Below are 21,729 nucleotides of genomic sequence, written 5' to 3'. Positions count from 1 at the left end.
CCGCTAGGCAGCCGGGGCGACGAGCCGGTAGCCGACGCCGCGTACGGTCTCGATCAGCGCGGGCATGCGCAGTTTGGCGCGCAGGGAGGCCACGTGCACCTCCAGGGTGCGGCCGGTCCCCTCCCAGCTGGTGCGCCAGACCTCGCTGATGATCTGTTCGCGCCGGAAGACCACCCCGGGCCGCTGCGCGAGCAGCGCGAGCAGGTCGAACTCCTTGCGGGTCAGCTGGATGACCGCGCCGTCCACGGTGACCTGGCGGGTGGGCAGTTCGATGCGGACCGGGCCGAGGAGCAGCGTGTCCTCGCCGCCGGTCGTGGGGTCCTCGTGGGCGGTGCGCCGGCTGACGGCGTGGATCCGGGCGAGCAGTTCCCCGGTGTCGTACGGCTTGACGACGTAGTCGTCGGCGCCCATGTTGAGCCCGTGGATGCGGGAGCGGACGTCGGAGCGCGCGGTCACCATGATCACCGGGGTGCTGGTGCGCTTGCGGATCTTGCCGCAGACCTCGTAGCCGTCCTGGTCGGGCAGACCGAGGTCGAGCAGGACGACACCGAAGCCGTTGCCCTCGGGGACGAGCGCCTGGAGGGCCTCCTCGCCGCTGCGCGCGTGGGTGACGTGGAAGCCGTGCCGCGCGAGCACGGCCGACAGGGCCGCGGCGACATGGTTGTCGTCCTCGACGAGCAGCAGTCTCATCCCGGCCCCCTCCGGTTCAGCGGTCGTACGGTCTCGGTTTTCGGCGGACTTGTAGATCGCGCCCACGCGCGCGTGCACCATGGCAGTGACGCTGATGGTTAAGGACGGCGTCAAGAGCGTTCGGGTTGCCTGCCACTTCCGTTACCCGGCCGATACGCACGGCGGGCGCATGTACTACGACACGTGTCCGATTGCTATCGGATCGTGATGCTCAGATCTCCCTCAGATGTGATGACGCAGGTCACAGCCCCTCATTACTGTCCTCGGAAACCCGAGGAGGACGGAGCCTGAGAGCGATGACCAAAGTAACGGTGGCCAAGGAGGACGCGGCCACGTCCGACGAACTGGTCGTCCTGAAGAGCGTCAACAAGCACTTCGGCGCGTTGCACGTGCTCCAGGACATCGACCTGACGATCGCCCGCGGCGAGGTCGTCGTGGTCATCGGGCCCTCCGGGTCCGGAAAGTCGACGCTGTGCCGCACCATCAACCGCCTGGAGACGATCGACTCGGGCACGATCACGATCGACGGCAAGCCGCTGCCGCACGAGGGCCGCGAACTGGCCCGGCTGCGCGCCGACGTCGGGATGGTCTTCCAGTCGTTCAACCTCTTCGCGCACAAGACCGTGCTCGAGAACGTGATGCTGGGCCAGGTCAAGGTCCGCAGGGCGGACAAGAAGCAGGCCGAGGAAAAGGCGCGGGCCCTGCTGGACCGGGTCGGCGTGGGCACCCAGGCCGACAAGTACCCCGCCCAGCTGTCCGGCGGCCAGCAGCAGCGCGTCGCGATCGCGCGGGCGCTCGCCATGGGCCCCAAGGTCATGCTGTTCGACGAGCCGACCTCCGCCCTCGACCCCGAGATGATCAACGAGGTCCTGGAGGTCATGCAGCAGCTCGCACGCGAGGGTATGACGATGATCGTGGTCACCCACGAGATGGGCTTCGCGCGATCGGCGGCGAACCGGGTCGTCTTCATGGCGGACGGCCGCATAGTCGAACAGGCGACGCCCGAACAGTTCTTCAGCAACCCGCGCAGCGACCGCGCCAGAGAGTTCCTCTCGAAGATCCTTCATCACTGACCCCGCCGCCGGCGCCCGCCCCGCGAGTGTCCGGTCCGTGCACCACCGAACCCGCCGACTCCAAGGATGTCCACGATGAAGCTCCGCATGGCTGCCTCCGCGGCAGTTCTCACCACCCTGGCCCTGGCCCTGACCGCCTGTGGCGGCGAATCCGGCAACGCCGGGGACCAGACCGCGGGCGACGGCACCCAGAAGAACGCGCCGAAGCTGCCGACGTACTCCGTCGCCACGGGCGTGAAGATCGACTCGTCCACGCTGAAGAAGGCGCAGCAGGCCGGCAAGCTCGTCATCGGCGCCAAGAACGACCAGCCGTACCTCGGCTTCGAGGACACCACCGGCAAGCGGTCCGGCTTCGACATCGAGATCGCCAAGATGGTCGCCGCCGACCTCGGCTTCAAGCCCGAGCAGATCGAGTTCAAGACCGTCGACTCCAACGTCCGTGAGACCACGATCTCCAAGGGAGAGGTGGACCTCTACGTCGGCACGTACACGATCAACGACGAGCGCAAGAAGCAGGTCGGTTTCGCGGGGCCGTACTTCAAGGCCGGCGCGGACCTGCTCGTCCGCAAGGACGAGAAGGGCATCACCGGTCCCGACTCGCTCAAGGGCAAGACGGTCTGCTCCATCAAGGGTTCGACTCCTCTCCAGGAGATCAAGAAGTCCAAGTACGGTGCGAAGACCGTCGAGCTGTCGAAGTACTCCGAGTGCGTCCAGCAGCTGCTCAACAACGAGGTCGACGCCGTCACCACGGACGACGCGATCCTCAAGGGCTACGCGGCCCAGCGCCCCACCAAGCTGAAGGTGGTCGGCAAGCCGTTCACCGAGGAGCCGTACGGCGTGGGCATGAACAAGGACGACAAGGCCCTGCGTGACGCCGTCAACGACGCCTTGGAGAAGCACGAGAAGAACGGCGACTACAAGAAGGCGTACGAGGCGACCCTCGGCCTTTCCGGCTCCCCGTACTCGGAGCCGCCGGCCGTCAACCGTTACTGACGTGCCGCTGAGGCGTCGCCCGCGCGACGCCGCGTGAGCCGACCGCCGCCGACCCCGGTGCCCTGCGGGTCGGCGGCCGCCGGACGGTCCGTCCCGGCGCCGCCGTCCCGCGCACCGCCCCGGGAACGGACTTCCCTGCCCGTACACCGCCACGAGGACCTCCCCGTGAACGTATTGCTCGACCATCTCGCGGACTTCCGCGAGGGGTTCATAGGCACCGTCCTGCTGACCCTCGCCAGCGGGCTCCTCGCGATGATCCTGGGTGTCGTCATCGCCGGGTTCCGCGTCTCCCCGGTACCTCCGCTCAGGATGTTCGGCACCGCGTGGGTCACCCTGTTCCGGAACACCCCTCTGACCCTGCTCTTCCTCATCGCGTGGTTCGTCGTCCCGGTCATCTTCGTGCCCGGTCTGAGCCCCTGGACGAAGGCGCTGCTCGCCCTGGGCTTCTACACCTCGGCCTTCGTCTGCGAGGCGGTGCGCTCGGGTATCAACACGGTTCCCATGGGCCAGGCGGAGGCCGCCCGCTCCCTGGGCATGACCTTCTCGCAGACCCTGCGGCTGATCGTCCTGCCGCAGGCGACGCGCGCCGTGATCGCGCCGCTCAGCTCCATCTTCATCGCGTTGACCAAGAACTCGGCGATCGCGGGCGCGTTCAGCGTCACCGAGCTGTTCGGGGTGCAGAAGCTGCTGAGTGACAAGGGCTTCCCCATCGCGTGGATCTTCCTGTGGGTGGCTCTTGGCTATCTCGTCGTCACGTTCTCGATCAGCGGTCTGTTCCGGCTGCTGGAGCGGCGCCTGGGGGTTGCCCGATGACTGCAAGCGTTCTGTACGACGCTCCGGGCCCGAAGGCCCGCGTGCGCAACCGCATCTACTCGGTGCTCGGCTCACTGGCACTGATCGCCCTGCTCGCCTTCGCCGTGTACCGTCTCGACGCCAAGGGTCAGTTGGATCCGAAGGTCTGGGACATCTTCAACAACGCCGGCGTGCGCACGAACATCCGCGACGGCGTGCTGACCACCCTGAAGGTGTTCGCCGTGGCGGGGGCGCTGTCCCTGGTCCTCGGGCTGCTGCTCGCCGTCGCGCGGCTGTCGGAGCACCGGCCGGTCCGCTGGCTGGCGACCGGCTTCATCGAGCTGTTCCGTGCCGTCCCGCTGCTCATCACGATCTACGCCCTGTGGGTGCTGTTCCTCACCTACAAGACCGACCTCGGCGTGATCGGTGACTACACCGCGTTCTGGGGTCTCGTCATCGGGCTCACCGTCTACAACGGCTCGGTCCAGGCCGAGGTGTTCCGCGCGGGCATCAACGCCGTGCCGAAGGGACAGGTGGAGGCCGCCTACGCGCTCGGCATGCGCAAGTACCAAGTGATGACGATGCTCCTGCTGCCGCAGGCGATCCGCTCCATGCTGCCGACGATGATCAGCCAGCTGGTGGTCACGCTGAAGGACACCTCGCTCGGTTACGTCATCACCTACACGGAGCTTCTGTTCGCCACCCGGACGATGGCCAACAACATCATCGTCAACGGGGACAACCCGTTCACGGCGGTCACCATCGTCGTCGGCGCGATCTACATCGCGATGTGCCTCGCCCTGTCCTCGCTCGCGACCTGGATCGAACGACGAGGGCGCCGTGCGAAGACCGGTGTCGCTGTCGCGGCAGCGGCCGAGCCCGCCGAAGCACCGGGAGTGCTCGACGCTTCAAAGGGGCCGCTGGGTCCCACGACCGACCGTGAGACCCAGGCCTGACGGGGCCGCCGACCAGGACGTCATCATCCCTGAAGGCGCCGCGGAAGCCTGCGGACGACGACGCCCAGCACCTGGTGAGCGGGGCACGGACCGTGCTGCTTCGAGTCCACGCTCACCGGGTTGTCGCCGATCACCATGAGGTGGCCGGCCGGTACCACACCGTCGGCAGGTGCCTGAGATGGATAGCGGTCGCCCCCCAGGGCGACCGCTCGCTTGATGTACCAACGGCTCGAATCCACGTCGCGGCTGATCAGCGGTGTCGTGCCCCAGCCGTTCCTGCGGTCCGGCCGGGCCACCACCACGATGCGGTCTCTGCGCAGCCCTCCCGTGCCCCGTCGGACGAGCACCCGGTCACCCGTGGTGAACGTCGGGCTCATGCTGAGGCCGTTCACCGTCACCGCCACGAGGTTTCGCCGGGCCCAGAAGATGGCCATCGCGACTGCGAATACACCCAGGACAGCAAGCGTCATCAGCCACAGCACCCGCACCACCGCCAGAAACTCGTCGAAAAAGAGGATGAACGGAAGAGGCCGGAGAGCCGACGTCTCCTGTCATTCGGAACTGCCGACGGCGTCCACATAACTCGACGCCTGGAGTGAATACAGCCGCGCGTATTCCCCGTCCTTCCGCAGCAGCTGGCCGTGGGTTCCCTCCTCGACCACCCGTCCGTGCCGCAGGACGACTATGCGGTCGGCCTGCCGGACCGCCCCCAGCCGGTGGGAGATGAGCACGCTGGTGGCGTCGGAGCGGTAGTCCCGCAACGAGTCGTGCACCTCCCGCTCCGCCGCCGGGTCCAGGCCGGAGCTGGGCTCGTCGAGGATGAGCAGATCCCTTCCGGTGCGGACGAAGGCACGAGCGAGCGCGATGCGCTGCCACTGTCCGCCGGACAGGGTCACGCCGTGCTCCGACTCCCCGGACTCGCCCTCCTGGTAGAAGATCCTGGACAGCATGGACCGGTAGCCCCGGGGGAGTTTCTCCACCACGGGGTGGATGCCGGCCTGCTCGGCGGCGGCACGCACCTTCCCCAGGTCGTCCAGGACACGGACGTCACCGATGCCGATGTTCTCCTGCACGGTCAGGTCGTAGGCGGTGAAGTCCTGGAACACCGCGGTGATGCGCTCCCGAAGGTCCGCGACGGCCACCTCCCGGATGTCGACGCCATCCCAGAGGATGCGGCCCTTCGTCGGGTCGTACATGCGGCAGAGCAGTTTCACCAGGGTGCTCTTGCCGGCTCCGTTCAGTCCCACCAGAGCGAGGGAACCACCGAACGGGATGGTCAGTGTGACCCCCCGCAGCACCCACGGGCCTTCGTCCGTGTAGCGGAACCAGACGTCCTCCAGGTGGATGCCGTGCCGCAGCCGGGCCAGGCCGCGCGGCCGGGCGGGCTCCGGCAGGTCGGGTTCCGCGCGGATGACGTCGCGGTAGTGACCGAACAGCAGCAGGGCCTGGTACGCGCTCGTCGCATCGGCCACTGCGCCACCGAGCGAGCCCTGCACACCGGCCACCGCAGCGATGAACGCGGCGACGTCGCCGATGCTGAGTCGGCCCTCGGTCGCCTCGACGACGATCCAGACGAGGCCACCCGCCGCGACCAGGGCACCCAGCACGGAGAGCGGTCCATGGCGTACGACGGTCCGGCGGTCGAGTGCCTCCTCCGCGCGGTTGATCTCCTCGGTCTCCACGCGCATGCGCTCGAGCAGGAACCGGCCCGTCCCGAACAGGCGCGTCTCCTTCACCGCGTCGAGGTCGAACAGCATCCTCTGGTAGAAGAGCTGCCGCCTGCTGCGCGGGCTCATCTCCCACATCATGTCGGACAGCTGACGGCTCATGGACAGCTGGACGAACAGGGCGGGCACGACGGCCGCCACGGTGACGACCGCCATGAGCGGACTGATCGAGACGAGGACGCCCAGGAAGCTGGACACCGTCAACCCGGCCTGGAGCAGCCCGAAACACGAGGCGACCACCTGTTCGGGCGCGGTCGTGGCTGCCTGCTGCGCCATCCGCAACCGGTCGAGGAACTCCGGGCGCTCGAAGCGGGCAAGCCCCTGCAAGCGGCTCACCGCCGAGTACAGCCGGTACTGCACCAAGAGGCTCACACCGCGCTGAAGCCGGGACTTCCAGAACTCCCTGAGGGGCGGAAGCGCCGCCAGGACGGCGCTCAGCACGCCGATCCAGACGACCGCCTGCAAGGGGGTGAGGCCAGGCGCCGCGGGCTTGTCCGGAGCGTCGGCCGAGCCCGCGGCGCCCAGCTGTATGCCGTCGATGAGCCATTTGGTCAGCAAGGCCACAGCCGCGGGCAGGGTGCCTTCCGCCACCGTGATCAACAGGTAGAGGGAAGCGGTGACCGGCCCCGCCTGCCAGGTGAGTCTGAGTGCCTCCAGGCCACGGCGGACCATTTCGCCGGGACCGTTGTGCATGCGTGCGGACACCGTCCTCCGCCCGTCAGATCCCTGAGGTCAGAACACCGCGCGCGGTGCCCGAGCGCACCACGGTGCCGCCGCTGTCGACCTGGACGAACGCCGGGATGCCGGAGATCGAGAACGCCGACGCGACCGGACCGAGCGTGTCCTCCACGATCACCGTGGCCACGCCGTCCAGTTCGGCGGCGTACACGTCGGCCGCCGCTCGGTCGCCTCCCACCACCGCGATGACCTGGTCAGGCTTCAGGCCCTTGCCCTGGGCGTAGCCGATGAGCTGAGGAATGGTCGTCTTGCACGCCGAGCAGCCGGTGTCGTAGAACGCGAAGATCGAGTCCGTTCCCGCCACCGTGTGGGCGGTGACGGGTGTTCCGGAAATGGATTCCCCGTGGAAATCGGGGAGCCGGCTACCGGGTGGAAGTTCCGGGAGATCCGGCTCGGCCAGGTCGGGAGCATTCTGTTTGAGCCGACGGATCACCGCCATAGTGAGGAACAGGTTGAACACGGCCAACGCGCCGATGAGGGCGACGACCGGGACGAGGAATACCATTACAGCATTACTCCAGATTCCGTCGTGCGCGGGCGGCAGATCACCAGTTGCCGCTGAGCAGGTCTGCTATCTCGTCGTAATAGAAGGTGAGAAGCGTGACGACGGCCGCCGCAGTCACCGCCACGCCGGTCCCGCCGGTGTCCCAGGTCCCGCTCCCGGCCTCGGGCAGGAGGAACAGTGCCGAGGCGCCGATGGCGAGCAGGGCGAGGTTGCGCCAGACGTGGCGCCGGCCCAGTGGCGCGCCGGCACGGCCGAAGCAGGCGCAGACGAGCGCGAGCTGTCTGCGCGAGGTGACGACCGCCAGCGCGGTGAACCCCATGAGCAGGCCGATCGCCGCAAGCAGGCCGAGCGCGGTGGTGGCGTCGGAGCCGGGGACGACGAGTGCGAGGCCGGTCGCCACCTCGGTGACGACGAGCGCGCGGGCGGCGGGCCCGGCCCAGTTCTTCCGGGCCGGCCAGAAGGTGCCGAAGAGGCTCTTGCACATCAGAACCGCACCGTCGATGGCACGCGCTTTCGCCAGCCCGGACACAAGGAAAACGCCCGCGAGTGACAGCCTCAATGAAAGGTGCAGATAGGTCATCGTAACGGGCCCTGTTTCACAGAAAAGGCATGACAGGCTGGTCCGGCCGGCCCGTGTTCCCCTCGCCGGGCCGACCGGACCGGGTCAATCAGATGTGATCAGCCGTGCTTACCAGCAGCAGCCGAGCCTCTCCCACGGGCCCTTGCTCGGACCGCCGGTGCTCTCCGCGCACACCTGCCGACGGAACCGGGTGAGACGCGATGCGCCGCCACAGTACGGGAAGGTGCACTTGTACTCCCAGGTGCACTCGAACTGGTCGGCATCCGCGGTGGTGCTGGGAACGAGGCGGCCGAGAAGTCGGTCGCCCAGCTTGTTCGTCATTTCCTTGAGGAGCATGTGCTTCTCCTTTTGGTGTCCGGATGGTCTGTCCGGAAGGCTCGGCCCCGCGTGGTCGAATAGGCAGGGAAGAGCCACCCCGTAGTAGGAACGTCGCGCGACTTCGACCTACTGCGAGTGATCCTATGTAGCAGCTAGAGACATGGCAATGACTTTCTAATGTGCGCACACTCAGCGGACAGGCTCACAACGTTTGCAAACGTTATGTCGAAATGTGGAACGGAAGGGCGGACAGGCCCTCTCCTTACAATCGGTAAGAGAAACGGAATATGACGTACCCTGGGAATTCGCGGACCGCGCCGGACAACGGCCCTGGCCCGCGTCGTCGCCGAACGGTCACACACCGCCCCGCACGCCTCGCTTGACGGAGGCCCCGGCAATAGGTTGCATACGTTCTGTGATCGTTCGCCCTGCTCCCCTAGTGTGTTCACACCAGTCCGTCAAGGCATCGCCGCGAGCAGGGAGCGCCACCTCGTGGACCCGGTGATCATCGTCGGAGCGGGGCCCGTCGGGCTCACGCTCGCCCTGGCGCTGGCGCGTCAGGAGGTGCCGACCGTCGTCCTGGACGAGGGACCCGGCAAGGACGAACCCCGCCCGGCGCGCACCGTCGTCCTGCGCGAGGAGACGGCCGCCCTGCTGGAGCGGCTGACCGGCGTCGCGCTCGCTGAGCACGGCGTGCGCTGGGCCGGATGGCGGTCCCTGCGGCGCCGGCAGGTGGTGAGCGAGATCGTCTTCGACGCGTCCGGACCCGCCCCGCTGCACATCGCGCAGCACTTCCTCACGGGTCTCCTGCGCGGGGCCATCGCCGGGGAGCCCCTCGTGAAGACGGCGGTGGACAGCCGCCTGGACACGATCGAGCAGGACCGTTCCGGCATCACCGCGCACACCCGTGGCCCGAGGGGCACCTGGTGGCGCGGCAGTTACCTGGTCGGCTGCGACGGCCCCCGCTCGACCGTGCGCAAACTCCAGGACATCCGCTTCCCGGGCCGGACGGCGGTGGAACGGCACGCGGTCGCGGCGCTGCGCGTGGAACTTCCGTGGGAGGGCCAGGCGTTGCTCCATCGGATGCCGCCGTGGCGGTCGTCCGGGCCCTCGGCCGGGGAGGTGACCGCCCGCCCCCTCCCGGACGGCGCCTGGCGCCTGGACTGGCTGCTGCCGCCGGGCAAGGACCTGGTCACGCCCGAGGACCTGCTGACCCTGATCCGCGAGACCCTCACGGGCTGGTCGGACGGGCCCACACCGACGTACGACCTGCTCGACACCGGTGTCCACACGGTGCACCACCGCCTCGCCCGCCGGTGGCGCGCCGGCCGGGTCTTCCTCGCCGGGGACGCGGCCCACCTGCTCGGCGCGCTCGGCACCCAGGGGCTCGACGAGGGGCTCAGGGACGCCGAGAACCTGGCCTGGAAGCTGGCCGCGGCCTGGCACCACGGCCCGCACGAGACCCTGCTGGACAGCTACCAGACCGAGCGGCGCGCGGTGGTCGCCGCCCGGCTGCGCGCCGCCGACCAGGTGCTGCCGGTGCTGCGCGGCGGGGGCGGGCTGCGCCAGATCCTGCCGGGCGCGGCCCGCAACCACGACACGCTGCTCAGCGACGGTCACCTGGGACGCGGCCCGCTGGGCGCGCCCGGCACGTACGCCGACTCACCGCTCGCGCCCCGGCAGCTGGAGGCGGAGATCGCGGTCGACACCCCGGCCGGCGCACCGGTGACCGACGTCCGGGTCACGGCGGAGGACGGTTCCTTCGTCCAGTTGCGCGACCGGCTCGGCCGCGACGCGCTGCTCGTCGTGCTGATCGCGCCCGGTACGGGTGTCTGGGACCGCAAGCACTGGGTGTCCGCCGGGGTGATGCCCCGGCTCGCGGCGGCCGTGACCGCGTTGCCGCACCCTGCCGAGCTGTTGGTCGCCGAGAGCTACCCGGGCGCGCCGGCCCACAGCGTGCTGCTCGTGCGCCCCGACGGCCACCTGGTCACCGCGCTCAGCGGGGTTCGCCCGGCAGACCTGTACGCGGCGGCCGAGGCCACGCTGGGCGGCGCGGTAGGGGTGGAGCAGGAGCAACCGCGGGAGGAGCAGGCGGCGGCGCGGGCCGGTTCGGGCGCACGCTGACCGTGCGCCGGGGCGTGCGATCAGGCCGTGTCGCCACTCGATTCGACGCACGTCGGTCGTGCGCCGACCGTGCGCGCGGAGACGGCCGGCGCACGCCGGAACGTATCCCTCCGCCCCTCCGTCCACAGGGTGACACTCGGTTGACCGGGCTGCGGCAGCATGCTGTACTCCGGATCGTGACCGACACCTGTGTGCGCCTGTGGCGGAGGGTCCACATGGACCTCGTCCGCTACGCGGGCTGCGTGTGTCGCCCGTCCTGCTGAATTCGCATCCCTTCCTTTCCGGGCGCCGTCGTGCGCCCGTTTCCGCGAACGCTTTTCAGGACGGTGCACGTGTCTGTCCCCTCTCCTTCCCTGTCCTCGTCCGCGTCCCCGGCCGCCGGATCGGCGCCCACCCAGGCGGACCTCCTCGACTTCGTCCGGCGTACGGCGGCCGACGCCGAGCTGATCGCCTCCCTGCCACTCGACCCGGAGGGCCGCACCTGGGTGCGGCTGAAGGGTCCCGGTGGCAGCGAGGCCTGGCTGATCGGCTGGCCGCCCGGTGCCGGTACCGGCTGGCACGACCACGCCGACTCGGTCGGCGCCTTCCTGACCGCCTCGGGGGAACTCACGGAGTACTCCCTCGCCGCCCGGCTGCCCACCGACGGCTGGAAGACCCTGGAACTCACCGAGGGCGTGGACCGGGTACGCCGGCTGCCCGCCGGACAGAGCCGCGCCTTCGGCCGCCACCATGTGCACGAGGTGCTCAACGAGTCCCGTGAGCGACACGCGATCTCGGTGCACGCCTACTACCCGCCGTTGCCGCAGATCCGCCGTTACAGTCGCACGGGCCAGGTACTGCGCCTGGAGCAGGTCGAACGCCCGGAGGACTGGCAGTGAGCGGCACCAGCGAGCGGCATGTGGTGCCCCGTGGGACCGCTGTGCCGACGAGCGCGCCCGGGGCGCGGCCGCTCGGCATCGACGAGTTGCTGGAGCGGGTGCGGGCGGGCTACCAGCGCATCGAGGCACGCCAGGCGCACGAGGCGGCGCGGTCCGGTGAGGCGTTGCTGGTCGACATCCGGTACGCCGCCCTGCGCGAGCGGGACGGGCTCATCCCCGGCGCCGTCGTGGTCGAGCGCAACGAACTCGAGTGGCGCCTCGACCCCCAGGGCAGTCACCGCCTCCCCGAGGCCACCGGGCACGACCTGCGCGTCGTGGTGATCTGCAACGAGGGTTACGCCTCCAGCCTCGCCGCCGCCTCCCTCCACCAACTGGGCCTGCACCGGGCGACGGACCTGGTGGGCGGCTTCCAGGCATGGCGCGCCCAGGGGCTGCCGGTGGAGCCGGCGACGGCCTGAGCCCGTCGGCTGCGAAAAGCGGTGAACCCCGGGACCCGCCCCGGGGTTCACCGCGGCGCGGACGCGCCCACCGACGGTACCGGTGCTACTCCTTCGCCGTGGCGACCGTCACCGCCCGCACCCGGAGCGCCGCGCGCCCGGGCACGGCACTGGCCACGAGGGCCAGGAGGCCGGCGACCGCGACCACGCCCACGTAGAGCAGCGGGGTGACCGCCGGTGCGACCCGGCCCGTCATGCCGACGCTGAACGCGGTGAGCACGGCCAGCGCGATACCGGTGCCGACCGAGGTGGCGAGGAACAGGACGGCCAGCGCCTCGGTGCGCAGCATGCGCAGCACCTGACGGCGGGTCGCACCGGCCAGGCGGAGCAGCGCGAACTCCCGGACACGCTCGGCGACCGACATGGCCAGCGTGTTGACGACGGCAATGGCGGTGAAGGCCAGGACGAGTCCCATGGCGAGGTAGTTGACCTCGGCGTTCTTCTGCTGCCGGTCGGACTGAAGGGCGTCGGCGTCGGACGGCGAAAGAATCCGCAGTCCCGGGAACTCACGGAGCGTAGTCGCGAGTTGTGTCTGTGTACGGGTCGTGCCGACGAGGACGGAGGAGGCGAGCGGGTTGTCGACGTGGTGGGCCACGAGGTCGTGGGCGAAGGTGAGGTCGCCGAAGCCGAGACCCCGGGCGTAGACGGCGGCGACGGTGAGCGTGGCGGGCGTGCCGTCGCCGAGCGTGAGTTCGAGGGTGCTTCCCGGCCTCAGATGCTGCTGGTCGGCGGCCACTTCGCTGACGGCGACCGTGCCGGGGCCGAGCCGGTCGAGGGAGCCTGCGGTGACCTCCGGGTCCCAGGTGCGAGTGAGGCCGGCGGGGGTGACGCCCTGTGCGGGGTACTTGTCGAGGCCGACGCGGACGGTCGTGCGGACCACCTCGGTGACGGTGTCGTGCTGTGCGCGCAGCCGTTCGGCGGCCTCGCCGGGGACGCCCGGTCCCTGGGCGGCGACCACCCAGTCGGCCCTGACACCTTCGTGTACCTGGGTGCGGGCGGCGTTCCCGAGGGTGTCCTGGACGAACAGGACGGTGCAGGTCATGCCGACGAGCAGAGTGAGGGGGGTGACGACGGAGGCCATGCGGGCGGCGTTGCCGCGCAGGTTGGCGGTGGCGAGCCGGCCGCCGTGACCGGTGAGCCGGAGCGGGCCGGCGAGCAGCAGCACGGCGGCCCGGACCAGGAGGGGACCGAGCAGGGCGACGGAGGTGGACAGGACGACGACAGCGAGGAAGGTCACGGGGGTCGAGGCGGGCTCGGTGCGCAGGAAGGTGAGCACGACGACGAGGACGACTCCGCCGGCGAGCAGCAGGAGCCCGGCGGCGATGCGGCCCCAGGCGGGCCGGGTGCGCTCGGTCCTCGCTTCGGCCAGGGCCTCGGCCGGGCGGATCCGGGCGACCCTGCGTGAGGCGATGCGGGCCGCCGCCCAGGCGCCCAGCAGGGTGGCGGCGAGAGCGACCAGCGGCGGGAAGACACTGACGGTGTGTTCGAGCGTGTCGGGTACGGCGCCGAGGGCGACGAACCGGGAGTGCAGCCAGCCGCCCAGCGGCAACCCGAGCAGTGCGCCGGCGGTGCCCGCTGCGGCACCGACGATCAGCGCCTCCCGGCCGAGCAGACTGCGGATCTGTCCGGAGGTGGCGGCGATGGCCCGGAGCAGGGCGAGTTCGCGGTGGCGCTGTTGGACGGTGAGCGCGAAGGTGCCGACGACCACCAGCACCGCCACCAGCAGTGAGGTGCCGCCCATGGCGCCGCCCATGCTGACCAGCCGGGTGCGGGCGGCGGCCGCCTCCAGGAATTCGACGGGTCCGCGTGCGTCGCCGCTGCTGATCTGCGCCGTCGTGCCGTGCAGCGCTCGCTCCACCGCCCGGCGCACCCGCTCGGGGTCCGCCCCCTTGGCCGGCAGCACACCGAACGCGGTGACCTTGCCCGTGTGTCCGGCCAGTCGGCGGGCTTCGGCGGTGGAGAAGAACAGGGGCGTCTGGTGGCGTACAGCGGTGGCCGGGGTGGCGATACCGGTGATCCGGTAGCCGCGCGGGGCTTGCGTGGACTGCACGGTGAGCCGGTCGCCGGGACGCAGCCGGGCCCGCGCGGCGAGGTCACCGTCGATCACGAGGTCGTCCGCGGCGGTGGGGGCGCGGCCGGCGGTCAGCCGGTAGGGGGTGAGCGCGGCGGAGTCCCAGGCATGGCCGTAGGCGGTACGGCCGCCGGTGCCGGACGGGGTGAACGGCTGGGCAGGGAAGGTGAGTTCGGGGATCACCCGGGCCACGCCGGGGGTGTGGGCGAGCGTGCCGCGCAGGTCCCCGGCTAGCCAGGCGCGTTCGGCGATGGGTTTCGCCTTGTGCTTGACCTTGGTCTTGCCCTTCTTGTGCTTGACGGTGGTCCGGTGCACGTACTGGTCGGCGGAGACCACGATGGGAGCGGCGGCGTAGCGCTCGGTGCGGATGGTGCCGCGCAGGCCGGTGTCGAGGAGGGTGCCGCACGCGGTGATCAGAGCCGCCGCGCACATCAGGGCGAGGAAGGCGCCGAGAAACCCCGCTTTGCGGGCGCGGACTGTCTGCAGGGCGTAACGCAGCATCATGGGGACGGGGCTCTCTTCTGTTGTACGCGTCGGCTGGGTCGCGCGCTGGGCGCCCCTACAGACTCGCCGGTGCGGGGCGGGAGAGCACTGCGGTGCCCCGGTGTCCTGCGAGGGGGGTCAACCCGCCCGTCCGCCACGGGGGTTAACCCCACCCGCGCACCGGTCCGCACCGGCCGCCCCGAGCGGACCGTGCCGGAAGGACGCGTAGGAGAACCCCGTCAGAAGTCCCCGTCCCCCAGGAACTCCGTGTCCTCGCCCTCCTCTTCCAAGGCCTGGCGGACGACGCGGAGCGCCATGCCCTCGGAGTAACCCTTGCGGGCGAGCATGCCGGCGAGCCGGCGGATGCGCTTGTCGCGGTCGAGCCCGCGGGTGGCGCGCAGCTTGCGGGCGACGAGTTCGCGGGCGGTCGCCTCTTCCTGCTCGGGGTCGAGCTGGGCGACGGCGTCGTCGATCAGCGCCGAGTCGACCCCCTTGGTGCGCAGTTCCCGGGCGAGGGCGCGGCGGGCGAGTCCCCGGCCGTGGTGCCGCGACTCCACCCAGGCGTCCGCGAAGGCGCCGTCGTCGATGAGCCCGACCTCTTGGAACCGCTCCAGAACCTCGTCGGCGACGTCCTCGGGGATCTCCCGCTTGCGCAGGGCGTCCGCGAGCTGTTTGCGGGTGCGCGGGGTCCCGGTGAGCAGGCGCAGGCAGATCGCCCGGGCCCGCTCAGCCGGGTCCCCTGAAGACTCCCCCTGCTCGTCCCTCGCCGAGGAAGGGGCGCCTCCGTCCTCACCGGGCGCGTCCCCGAACCCGCGCCGCCGCCGGCCGCCCCGGCCACCGCTCCGGGCGCCACCGGGCCCCCCGGAGCCACGGCCACCGAGCGAACCGCCCCCGTACGGCTCACCGCTCGCGTTGCCGTCACGCCCGTACCCGTCGTCCCGGTGTCCGTCGTCCCCGTCCGGGGCGGAGTCCGGGTAGCCCCCGGTGCCCCTCCCCCGTGGGGCACCGGGGGTGGCGTACTCGTACTCGGCCCAGTCGGTTCGTCGTGTCACGGGTCAGCTCTTGGCAGCGGCGGCCTTGGGCTTGGTGGCCTTGGCGGCTGCCGGGGCGGGTGCCGTCTTGGCGTCGTCGGCCGCCGCGGGGGTGACCGCAGCGTCGGTGCCCGGCTCGGCGGCGGGCTCCTCCGGCCGGACTCCCACGCCCAGCTTCTCCTTGATCTTCTTCTCGATCTCGTTGGCCAGGTCGGGGTTGTCCTTGAGGAAGTTGCGCGCGTTCTCCTTGCCCTGGCCGAGCTGGTCGCCCTCGTACGTGTACCAGGCGCCGGCCTTGCGGACGAAGCCGTGCTCCACGCCCATGTCGATCAGGCCGCCCTCGCGGCTGATGCCCTGACCGTAGAGGATGTCGAACTCGGCCTGCTTGAAGGGCGGCGCGACCTTGTTCTTGACGACCTTGCAGCGGGTCCGGTTGCCGACCGCCTCGGTGCCGTCCTTCAGGGTCTCGATGCGGCGGATGTCGATGCGCACAGAAGCGTAGAACTTCAGCGCGCGGCCACCGGTCGTGGTCTCCGGGGAGCCGAACATCACGCCGATCTTCTCGCGGAGCTGGTTGATGAAGATCGCGGTGGTCTTGGACTGGTTGAGCGCGCTGGTGATCTTCCGCAGTGCCTGGCTCATCAGACGGGCCTGCAGACCGACGTGGCTGTCGCCCATCTCGCCCTCGATCTCCGCGCGCGGGACGAGCGCGGCGACGGAGTCGATGACGATCAGGTCGAGGGCACCGGAGCGGACCAGCATGTCCACGATCTCCAGGGCCTGCTCGCCGTTGTCGGGCTGGGAGAGGATCAGGTTGTCGATGTCGACGCCGAGCTTGCGCGCGTACTCGGGGTCGAGGGCGTGCTCGGCGTCCACGAAGGCGACCTGGCCGCCGGCCTTCTGGGCGTTGGCCACGGCGTGCAAGGTCAGCGTGGTCTTACCGGAGGACTCCGGTCCGTAGATCTCCACGACACGGCCGCGCGGCAGGCCACCGACGCCGAGGGCGACGTCGAGCGCGGTCGACCCGGTCGGGATGACCTCGATGGGCTCCTTCGACCGCTCGCCCATGCGCATGACCGCGCCCTTGCCGAATTGCCGTTCAATCTGCGCGAGCGCGGCGTCGAGCGCCTTCTCGCGGTCGGTTCCTGCCATGGGTTCCACCCGGTTTGCTTGAGTCGATCGCTTCACGTCAAAGACGCTAACGCCTGCCACTGACAATGCGCCCCGACGCAGGCCCAGCCTGTGGATAACCGAGGGACATCACCCGCGAATCGGGACGAAATCCCCAACCGAAAGCCTCGCCTGAGCCTCCATGAGAATGGATGTTCGATTTTTGTGTCAAGCGCACCACGCGGCACACGGCCGCCCCGCAGGGGACCTACGGCCGCTGCTGTCCGCCGGGGCGGCGGCCGGCCCAGAGGCGTCGTGCGCGCATGAACATCCCGGGACCACCCGCGCCCCGGCCGCGGTGCCCGTGCACCCGGGGGTCGTCCGTCACGGCGTACCGCTTCACGTACGCCCCCAGGAACGCCTGCAGGGTGGCCACCGCCGGGATGGCGATCAGCGCGCCGACCGCGCCCAGCAGCGCGGTGCCCGCGACCACCGAGCCGAAGGCGACCGCCGGGTGGATGTCGACCGTCTTGGAGGTCAGCTTGGGCTGGAGCATGTAGTTCTCGAACTGCTGGTAGATCACGACGAAGACCAGCACCCACACCGCGTACCAGGGGTTCACGGTGAACGCGATCAGCATCGGCAGCGCGCCCGCGAGGTACGTGCCGATGGTCGGGATGAACTGCGAGACCAGGCCCACCCAGACACCGAGAACCGGCGCGTACGGCACACCGAGGGCCTCAAGCAGGATGTAGTGCGCGATCCCGGAGATGAGCGCCATGAGGCCGCGTGAGTACAGATAGCCGCCCGTCTTGTCGACGGCTATCTCCCAGGCGCGCAGCACCTCGGCCTGGCGCGCGGGCGGCAGCACGGAGCACAGGGCGCGGCGCAGCCGGGGGCCGTCGGCGGCGAAGTAGAACGAGAACAGCGCGATCGTCAGCAGCTGGAAGAGCCCGCCGAGTACCTGGGCGGACACGTCGAGGACGCCGGTCGCGCTGTTCTGCACGTACTTGCGCAGCCAGTCGGAGTGGAGCAGGCCCTTCTGGATGTCGACCCGTCTGAGCTCCGTGTGGAAGGTGTGGTTGATCCAGTTGATCAGCGAGTCGAGGTAGCCCGGGAAACCCTCGACCATCTTGATGATCTGGCCGGCCAGCATCGACCCGAGCAGCGTGACGAACCCGGCGGCCGCGACGGTCAGGCCGAGGAAGACCAGGAAGGTGGCGAGGCCCCTGCGCATGCCACGGGCCGACATCCGGCTCACCGCGGGCTCGACCGCCAGGGCCAGGAAGAACGCGATCAAGATGTTGATCAGGAGCCCGGTCAGCTGGTGGAAGGCCCAGCTGCCCAGCTGGAACGCGGCGATCAGGGCGAGCGCGAGCACCATGGCGCGTGGCAGCCAGCGCGGCATCCGGCCGTCCGGAGTGGCGGCGCCGGAGGCCGGGGACCGGCCGGGCGGGGTCGCCGCGGCCGGTGCTGCCTGCCGGGGGGACGGCTCGCCGTCCTCGGCGGTGGGTGCCAGGGGGTGCTCGTCAGTCGGTGCCACTCGCCCAGTCTCGCCCACGCCACCGACATCCGGACCCCGCCGGCGATCTTCGTGACAGATCAGTGCCGTATCGTCGACTCCTTCTGCGGCAAGCCCGGCATTTCGGTCGCCCGGTCAGCGCTTCTCGCCCGGCACGTTCATGACCGTGCAGACCACGCGCCACACGTCCTTGGCCGCCCATCCGGCGTCCAGCGCCTCGTTCACCGTGCGTCCGCCCAGCTCCGACATGACGTGATCGCGCGCGAAGGTGTCGGCGTACCCCGGACCGAAGTGTTCCGCCATCCGCTGCCAGAAGACCGTCAACCGCATGACTCCAGTATCCCGCCCCTGGGGGTGGGCCCTGCCCGGGAGCACCTGCCGAGACCGCTTTCCGCCCTACGGTCTGACGCATGGCCGAAACAGGAGCTCCCCCACTCCCCTCCACGCCCCCGGCGCGTTCCCCGCTCTTCCGCGCCGAACAGTTCGTGTGGCTCACCGCGCGCGTGCTGGAGCAGCATCTCTTCGCGTACCACTTCCTGCACGGCAGCCCGGAGGCGGTGGAAGCGGCACTGGACGCCTACCGCAACGACGACGGCGGGTACGGGCACGCCCTGGAGCCCGATCTGCGCGGACCTGTCAGCCAGCCCCTGCACGCCGCGCACGCCCTGCGCGTGCTGGACGCCGTCGGGCGCTGCGGCGGGCAGCGCGTGGAGCGGGTGTGCCGCTATCTGACGTCCGTCTCGGCCCCGGACGGCGCCCTGCCGGTGATCCACCCCAGCCAGCGCGGGTATCCGACGGCACCGTTCGTCCCGGTCGTGGACGACCCTCCCAGCGAGCTGCTGGCCACCGGGCCGGTGGTCGGGCTGCTGCACCGCAACGAGGTGTGGCACGCCTGGCTGTTCCGGGCCACCGACTTCTGCTGGCAGGCGGTGGAGTCCCTGGAGAGGTCCCACCCCTACGAGGTGCAGGCCGCCGTCACCTTCCTGGACTCCGCTCCCGACCGCCCGCGCGCGGAGGCCGCCGCCGACCGGCTGGGCCGCCTGGTGCGCGAGCAGCGGCTCGCCGCGCTGGACCCGGACCGTCTCGACGCGTTCCCGGTCGCTCCCGGCTACGCCCCGGGCGAGCACCACTTCCCGCACGACTTCGCCCGGAGCCCGGACTCGCTCGCGCGCGCGTGGTTCACGGACGACGAGATCACGCGCTCGCTCGACCACCTGGCCGCAGGGCAGCAGGAGGACGGTGGATGGCCGGTCCGGTGGCGCCGGTGGGCCCCCGCCCCGGCGCTGGAGGCCCGCCCGCTGGTGACGATCGAGGCGCTGCGCACCCTGAGGGCCTACGGCCGCTTCGTGGGCTGAGCCGCCCCCGCGCGCGAGGTCGGCCCATCCCGTCGGCGGGTCTCACCCGCCGACGGCCCGCACGCCCGCCGTCACCACCACGGCCGCCGCCACGACCAGCAGGAACGGCGCGCGCAGCACCAGCGCCACGGCCGCCGCACCGAGCCCTGCGGCCCGCGCGTCCAGCACCAGCGCGTGCCCGTCGGCGAACGTCTGCTGGGCGGTGAGCGCGGCCAGGAGGGCGACCGGCAGCAGGGCGGCCAGCCGGCGCACGTACGGCCGCTCGACGGTGTGCGCCGGCACGAGCAGGCCGGCGAGCTTGACGGCGTAACAGCCGAGTGCGGTCACGCCGATCGCGATCCAGGTGTTCACCGGTCCTCCTCCGAGCCCGCCTGTTCCTCCTGCCGGGTACCGTCCCTGCGCCGCCCCTCCACGAAGAGAGCGAGCGGGGCCGCCAGGGCCGCCACCAGGACCGGCACGCCGACCGGCAGCACGGGCAGCAGGCCGAGGCCCAGCAGGACGGCGAGGGCCGCCACCGCACGCTCGGTGACCGTCTTCAGCATGGGCGCGAGGAGCGCCAGGAACACCGCGGGTCCCGCCGCGTCGAGGCCCCACGCGCGCGTGTCGCCGATCGCCCGGGCGCCCAGCGCGCCGAGCAGCGTGGTGAGGTTCCACAACAGGTAGAGGCTGAGGCCGGTGACGGTGAAGCCGAGGCGCGCGGGCCGCCGGGTCGGCTGCGCCAGGGTCACCGCCGTGGTCTCGTCGATCACCCACTGGGCGGCGAACGGCCGTAGCGCGCGCGGGAGGGCGAGCAGCTGCGACAGCCGCAGCCCGTAGAAGGCGTTGCGTACGCCCAGGAAGAAGGCGCCGGCGGCGGCCGTGAACGGGTTGCCGCCGGCGGCGAGCGCCCCGACCAGCGCGAACTGGGAGGCGCCGGTGAACACCAGAAGGCTGAGCGCGCAGGTCTGGAGGAGTCCGAGTCCGCTGCCGGCCGAGGTCACCCCGAAGGCGAATCCGGACAGGCCCACGGCGACACCGACTCCCAGAGCGTCCCGTACGACGGCCGAGTCCGGCTTGTCCGCTCCTTCGGCGGTCTGGTCCATGAGAGCTATGTGCTGTGCCACGTTCCGGACGGTACGGGCGGCTCTCAGCCCTCGTCTTGTACGTTCTTGCGCTCGCCCGCGCCGGTGCGCTCGCGCTGGTACGCCCCTGGGGGCACCCCGACGATCCGGGCGAAGTGCCGGTTGAGGTGGGGCTGGTCGGTGAAGCCGACGGCGACGGCCGCCTCGGCCGGGGCCGTTCCCGCGTCCAGCAGCAACCGGGCGCGGCGCACGCGGGCGTCCGTCAGCCAGGTGTGCGGCGGCATGCCGTAGGCGTCGCGGAACGCCCGCAGCAGGGCGAACGGGCTGGTGCCGAGGTCCGAGGCCAGCCGTTGCAGGGTCGGCGGCTCGGCCATCCGTTCCTCCAGCACCGCACGCGCGCGTACCGCGATGCTCGCGCCGGCCGTCCGGCTCCGCCGCTGGGGCAGCGGGCCGCCGTTCAGCCGCAGCAGCCTGGTCACGGCGACCCGCAGGAGCGTGTCGGCGGCCAGCGCGTTGCCCTCGTCGGCGGCGCGCAGCACCTGGTGGACCAGACGGACGGTGTAGGGGTCGTCCAGGACCGGGCTGACGAAACCCGGTGTGCCGCGCAGGGTGGTGGTCTCGGCGGCGATCGCGGCGACCACGTCGGGCGACGGGTAGAGCGCGCCGTACCGCCAGCCCTCGGGTACTCCGGCCCGGCCCGTGTGCGGGGTGTCCGGATTGACCAGGGCGAGCGCTCCCGCGCCGGCGGAGACGTCGGAGCCGCGGTGGTGGAAGACCTCGACGCCGTCGGCGATGGCCGCGATCACGAAGTTCTCGTGGGTGTGCCGGGTGAAGGTCTTGCGTATGTACCGGGCCCGCAGCAGGTCGACACCGGGTAGCTCCGCGTACTGCCAGTGCCGCGCCCGTTCCCCTGAACCCGCCATACGCCCATTGTCCGCTGTGACCGAACCAGGCCGGCACCGCATCTCCGATTCCGGCACCCCTACCGGCGGACACCCCCGCCACCACCGTGTTTCCGCGCCCGGCACCGCACCGGACGGACGCTCCCGCCGCCGCATCCGCCCCGGACCGCACCGGACGGACACCCGGCCCCAGGCTCATCGGCCCCCGGCGACTCGCACCCCGCACTGCCACCAGGCCCGGGCCCGCGTCGGCCGGTGTCGCCGCGGAGCCTCCCCGTCCGCGCAGGTCGGCCTCCGTGTTTGTGCAGGTCACGGCGATTGTC

The 21,729-nt window shown here is 70.9% G+C and carries 23 protein-coding genes; 9 read left to right on the top strand and 14 right to left on the bottom strand.

Features of this window, described 5'->3' with window-relative positions; translation table 11 throughout:
- Positions 1 to 3 precede the first annotated feature (3 nt).
- On the bottom strand, positions 4 to 690 hold the full coding sequence (locus tag S1361_RS28665; protein WP_208036810.1) for a response regulator transcription factor: 687 nt from the start codon (positions 688 to 690) through the stop codon (positions 4 to 6).
- Positions 691 to 986: 296 nt separating this feature from the next.
- Between S1361_RS28665 and S1361_RS28660 the strand changes: the two genes are divergently transcribed.
- From S1361_RS28660 to S1361_RS28645, 4 genes are all read left to right on the top strand, one after another.
- On the top strand, positions 987 to 1,763 hold the full coding sequence (locus S1361_RS28660) for an amino acid ABC transporter ATP-binding protein (protein WP_208034787.1): 777 nt from the start codon (positions 987 to 989) through the stop codon (positions 1,761 to 1,763).
- Positions 1,764 to 1,838: 75 nt separating this feature from the next.
- Positions 1,839 to 2,756, top strand: coding sequence for a glutamate ABC transporter substrate-binding protein (locus tag S1361_RS28655; RefSeq protein ID WP_208034786.1), 918 nt, complete (start codon positions 1,839 to 1,841; stop codon positions 2,754 to 2,756).
- Positions 2,757 to 2,921: 165 nt separating this feature from the next.
- The gene (locus tag S1361_RS28650) at positions 2,922 to 3,569 is read left to right on the top strand and encodes an amino acid ABC transporter permease (RefSeq protein ID WP_208034785.1); all 648 of its coding nucleotides are present in this window, start codon (positions 2,922 to 2,924) and stop codon (positions 3,567 to 3,569) included.
- Positions 3,566 to 4,504, top strand: a complete 939-nt coding sequence (locus S1361_RS28645; protein WP_208034784.1) for an amino acid ABC transporter permease — start codon at positions 3,566 to 3,568, stop codon at positions 4,502 to 4,504. Before S1361_RS28650 ends, S1361_RS28645 begins: the two co-directional genes overlap by 4 nt.
- A 23-nt stretch (positions 4,505 to 4,527) precedes the next feature.
- Here the strand turns inward: S1361_RS28645 and S1361_RS28640 are convergent, their stop codons facing one another.
- The 5 genes from S1361_RS28640 to S1361_RS28620 all read right to left on the bottom strand — a co-directional run bounded on the left by S1361_RS28640 (position 4,528) and on the right by S1361_RS28620 (position 8,390).
- Positions 4,528 to 4,995, bottom strand: coding sequence for a S26 family signal peptidase (locus tag S1361_RS28640; RefSeq protein WP_208034783.1), 468 nt, complete (start codon positions 4,993 to 4,995; stop codon positions 4,528 to 4,530).
- A gap of 60 nt (positions 4,996 to 5,055) precedes the next feature.
- Positions 5,056 to 6,924 (bottom strand): ABC transporter ATP-binding protein, encoded by a 1,869-nt coding sequence (locus tag S1361_RS28635; RefSeq protein WP_208034782.1) that lies wholly within the window; start codon positions 6,922 to 6,924, stop codon positions 5,056 to 5,058.
- Positions 6,925 to 6,949: 25 nt separating this feature from the next.
- Positions 6,950 to 7,435 carry a redoxin family protein gene (locus tag S1361_RS28630; protein ID WP_208034781.1) on the bottom strand — a complete coding sequence of 162 codons (486 nt, stop codon included), beginning with the start codon at positions 7,433 to 7,435 and terminating at the stop codon, positions 6,950 to 6,952.
- A 79-nt stretch (positions 7,436 to 7,514) separates the two neighbouring features.
- Positions 7,515 to 8,054: a MauE/DoxX family redox-associated membrane protein gene (locus S1361_RS28625; protein WP_341829353.1), complete on the bottom strand. Its 540-nt coding sequence runs from the start codon at positions 8,052 to 8,054 to the stop codon at positions 7,515 to 7,517.
- A gap of 108 nt (positions 8,055 to 8,162) precedes the next feature.
- Positions 8,163 to 8,390, bottom strand: a complete 228-nt coding sequence (locus tag S1361_RS28620; protein WP_208034779.1) for a hypothetical protein — start codon at positions 8,388 to 8,390, stop codon at positions 8,163 to 8,165.
- Positions 8,391 to 8,864: 474 nt separating this feature from the next.
- Between S1361_RS28620 and S1361_RS28615 the strand changes: the two genes are divergently transcribed.
- The 4 genes from S1361_RS28615 (at position 8,865) to S1361_RS28605 (ending at position 11,832) form a co-directional block, all read left to right on the top strand.
- The gene (locus S1361_RS28615) at positions 8,865 to 10,496 is read left to right on the top strand and encodes an FAD-dependent monooxygenase (RefSeq protein WP_208034778.1); all 1,632 of its coding nucleotides are present in this window, start codon (positions 8,865 to 8,867) and stop codon (positions 10,494 to 10,496) included.
- Positions 10,497 to 10,498: 2 nt separating this feature from the next.
- Entirely contained in the window at positions 10,499 to 10,759 is a 261-nt protein-coding gene (locus S1361_RS40380) for a putative leader peptide (RefSeq protein WP_425087450.1), read from the top strand.
- Positions 10,760 to 10,822: 63 nt separating this feature from the next.
- Positions 10,823 to 11,374 carry a cupin domain-containing protein gene (locus S1361_RS28610; RefSeq protein WP_208034777.1) on the top strand — a complete coding sequence of 184 codons (552 nt, stop codon included), beginning with the start codon at positions 10,823 to 10,825 and terminating at the stop codon, positions 11,372 to 11,374.
- Positions 11,375 to 11,394: 20 nt separating this feature from the next.
- Positions 11,395 to 11,832, top strand: coding sequence for a rhodanese-like domain-containing protein (locus S1361_RS28605; protein ID WP_243769561.1), 438 nt, complete (start codon positions 11,395 to 11,397; stop codon positions 11,830 to 11,832).
- An 85-nt stretch (positions 11,833 to 11,917) separates the two neighbouring features.
- Here S1361_RS28605 and S1361_RS28600 read toward each other — a convergent pair whose 3' ends face one another.
- The 5 genes from S1361_RS28600 to S1361_RS28580 all read right to left on the bottom strand — a co-directional run bounded on the left by S1361_RS28600 (position 11,918) and on the right by S1361_RS28580 (position 18,418).
- On the bottom strand, positions 11,918 to 14,446 hold the full coding sequence (locus tag S1361_RS28600) for an ABC transporter permease (protein ID WP_208034776.1): 2,529 nt from the start codon (positions 14,444 to 14,446) through the stop codon (positions 11,918 to 11,920).
- Between the two features lie 218 nt (positions 14,447 to 14,664).
- Positions 14,665 to 15,477: a recombination regulator RecX gene (gene recX / locus S1361_RS28595; RefSeq protein WP_208034775.1), complete on the bottom strand. Its 813-nt coding sequence runs from the start codon at positions 15,475 to 15,477 to the stop codon at positions 14,665 to 14,667.
- 3 nt (positions 15,478 to 15,480) lie between these two features.
- Positions 15,481 to 16,608 (bottom strand): recombinase RecA, encoded by a 1,128-nt coding sequence (gene recA / locus S1361_RS28590; RefSeq protein ID WP_208034774.1) that lies wholly within the window; start codon positions 16,606 to 16,608, stop codon positions 15,481 to 15,483.
- A 226-nt stretch (positions 16,609 to 16,834) separates the two neighbouring features.
- The gene (locus tag S1361_RS28585) at positions 16,835 to 17,974 is read right to left on the bottom strand and encodes an AI-2E family transporter (RefSeq protein WP_425088076.1); all 1,140 of its coding nucleotides are present in this window, start codon (positions 17,972 to 17,974) and stop codon (positions 16,835 to 16,837) included.
- A 249-nt stretch (positions 17,975 to 18,223) separates the two neighbouring features.
- Positions 18,224 to 18,418 carry a DUF3046 domain-containing protein gene (locus S1361_RS28580; protein WP_208034773.1) on the bottom strand — a complete coding sequence of 65 codons (195 nt, stop codon included), beginning with the start codon at positions 18,416 to 18,418 and terminating at the stop codon, positions 18,224 to 18,226.
- An 80-nt stretch (positions 18,419 to 18,498) separates the two neighbouring features.
- On the opposite strand from S1361_RS28580, the gene S1361_RS28575 reads away from it, so the two are divergent.
- Positions 18,499 to 19,443 (top strand): hypothetical protein, encoded by a 945-nt coding sequence (locus S1361_RS28575; RefSeq protein ID WP_208034772.1) that lies wholly within the window; start codon positions 18,499 to 18,501, stop codon positions 19,441 to 19,443.
- A gap of 42 nt (positions 19,444 to 19,485) precedes the next feature.
- On the opposite strand, the gene S1361_RS28570 is transcribed toward S1361_RS28575, so the two are convergent.
- Genes S1361_RS28570 through S1361_RS28560 form a run of 3 tightly spaced genes read right to left on the bottom strand, consistent with a single transcriptional unit; the run spans position 19,486 to position 21,427 of the window.
- On the bottom strand, positions 19,486 to 19,794 hold the full coding sequence (locus S1361_RS28570) for an AzlD domain-containing protein (protein ID WP_030342831.1): 309 nt from the start codon (positions 19,792 to 19,794) through the stop codon (positions 19,486 to 19,488).
- Positions 19,791 to 20,525 (bottom strand): AzlC family ABC transporter permease, encoded by a 735-nt coding sequence (locus tag S1361_RS28565; protein ID WP_208036807.1) that lies wholly within the window; start codon positions 20,523 to 20,525, stop codon positions 19,791 to 19,793. The genes S1361_RS28570 and S1361_RS28565 overlap by 4 nt, the downstream gene beginning before the upstream one ends.
- Positions 20,526 to 20,569: 44 nt before the next feature.
- Positions 20,570 to 21,427: an AraC family transcriptional regulator gene (locus S1361_RS28560; protein WP_208034771.1), complete on the bottom strand. Its 858-nt coding sequence runs from the start codon at positions 21,425 to 21,427 to the stop codon at positions 20,570 to 20,572.
- Positions 21,428 to 21,729: the final 302 nt, after the last annotated feature.

The sequence above is a fragment of the Streptomyces cyanogenus genome (assembly GCF_017526105.1).
GTDB lineage: Bacteria > Actinomycetota > Actinomycetes > Streptomycetales > Streptomycetaceae > Streptomyces > Streptomyces cyanogenus.
The sequence above is the reverse complement of the archived record's forward strand: the minus strand, read 5'-3'. Positions and strand labels throughout refer to the sequence as shown.

Excerpts from the sequence above, each read along its gene's own strand:
- S1361_RS28665 (WP_208036810.1), bottom strand. The coding sequence starts at position 690 with ATGAGACTGCTGCTCGTCGAGGACGACAACCATGTCGCCGCGGCCCTG.
- S1361_RS28660 (WP_208034787.1), top strand. The coding sequence starts at position 987 with ATGACCAAAGTAACGGTGGCCAAGGAGGACGCGGCCACGTCCGACGAA.
- S1361_RS28655 (WP_208034786.1), top strand. The coding sequence starts at position 1,839 with ATGAAGCTCCGCATGGCTGCCTCCGCGGCAGTTCTCACCACCCTGGCC.
- S1361_RS28645 (WP_208034784.1), top strand. The coding sequence starts at position 3,566 with ATGACTGCAAGCGTTCTGTACGACGCTCCGGGCCCGAAGGCCCGCGTG.
- S1361_RS28635 (WP_208034782.1), bottom strand. The coding sequence starts at position 6,924 with ATGCACAACGGTCCCGGCGAAATGGTCCGCCGTGGCCTGGAGGCACTC.
- S1361_RS28625 (WP_341829353.1), bottom strand. The coding sequence starts at position 8,054 with ATGACCTATCTGCACCTTTCATTGAGGCTGTCACTCGCGGGCGTTTTC.
- S1361_RS28620 (WP_208034779.1), bottom strand. The coding sequence starts at position 8,390 with ATGCTCCTCAAGGAAATGACGAACAAGCTGGGCGACCGACTTCTCGGC.
- S1361_RS28600 (WP_208034776.1), bottom strand. The coding sequence starts at position 14,446 with ATGATGCTGCGTTACGCCCTGCAGACAGTCCGCGCCCGCAAAGCGGGG.
- recA (WP_208034774.1), bottom strand. The coding sequence starts at position 16,608 with ATGGCAGGAACCGACCGCGAGAAGGCGCTCGACGCCGCGCTCGCGCAG.
- S1361_RS28585 (WP_425088076.1), bottom strand. The coding sequence starts at position 17,974 with ATGCCGCGCTGGCTGCCACGCGCCATGGTGCTCGCGCTCGCCCTGATC.
- S1361_RS28580 (WP_208034773.1), bottom strand. The coding sequence starts at position 18,418 with ATGCGGTTGACGGTCTTCTGGCAGCGGATGGCGGAACACTTCGGTCCG.
- S1361_RS28575 (WP_208034772.1), top strand. The coding sequence starts at position 18,499 with ATGGCCGAAACAGGAGCTCCCCCACTCCCCTCCACGCCCCCGGCGCGT.
- S1361_RS28565 (WP_208036807.1), bottom strand. The coding sequence starts at position 20,525 with ATGGACCAGACCGCCGAAGGAGCGGACAAGCCGGACTCGGCCGTCGTA.
- S1361_RS28560 (WP_208034771.1), bottom strand. The coding sequence starts at position 21,427 with ATGGCGGGTTCAGGGGAACGGGCGCGGCACTGGCAGTACGCGGAGCTA.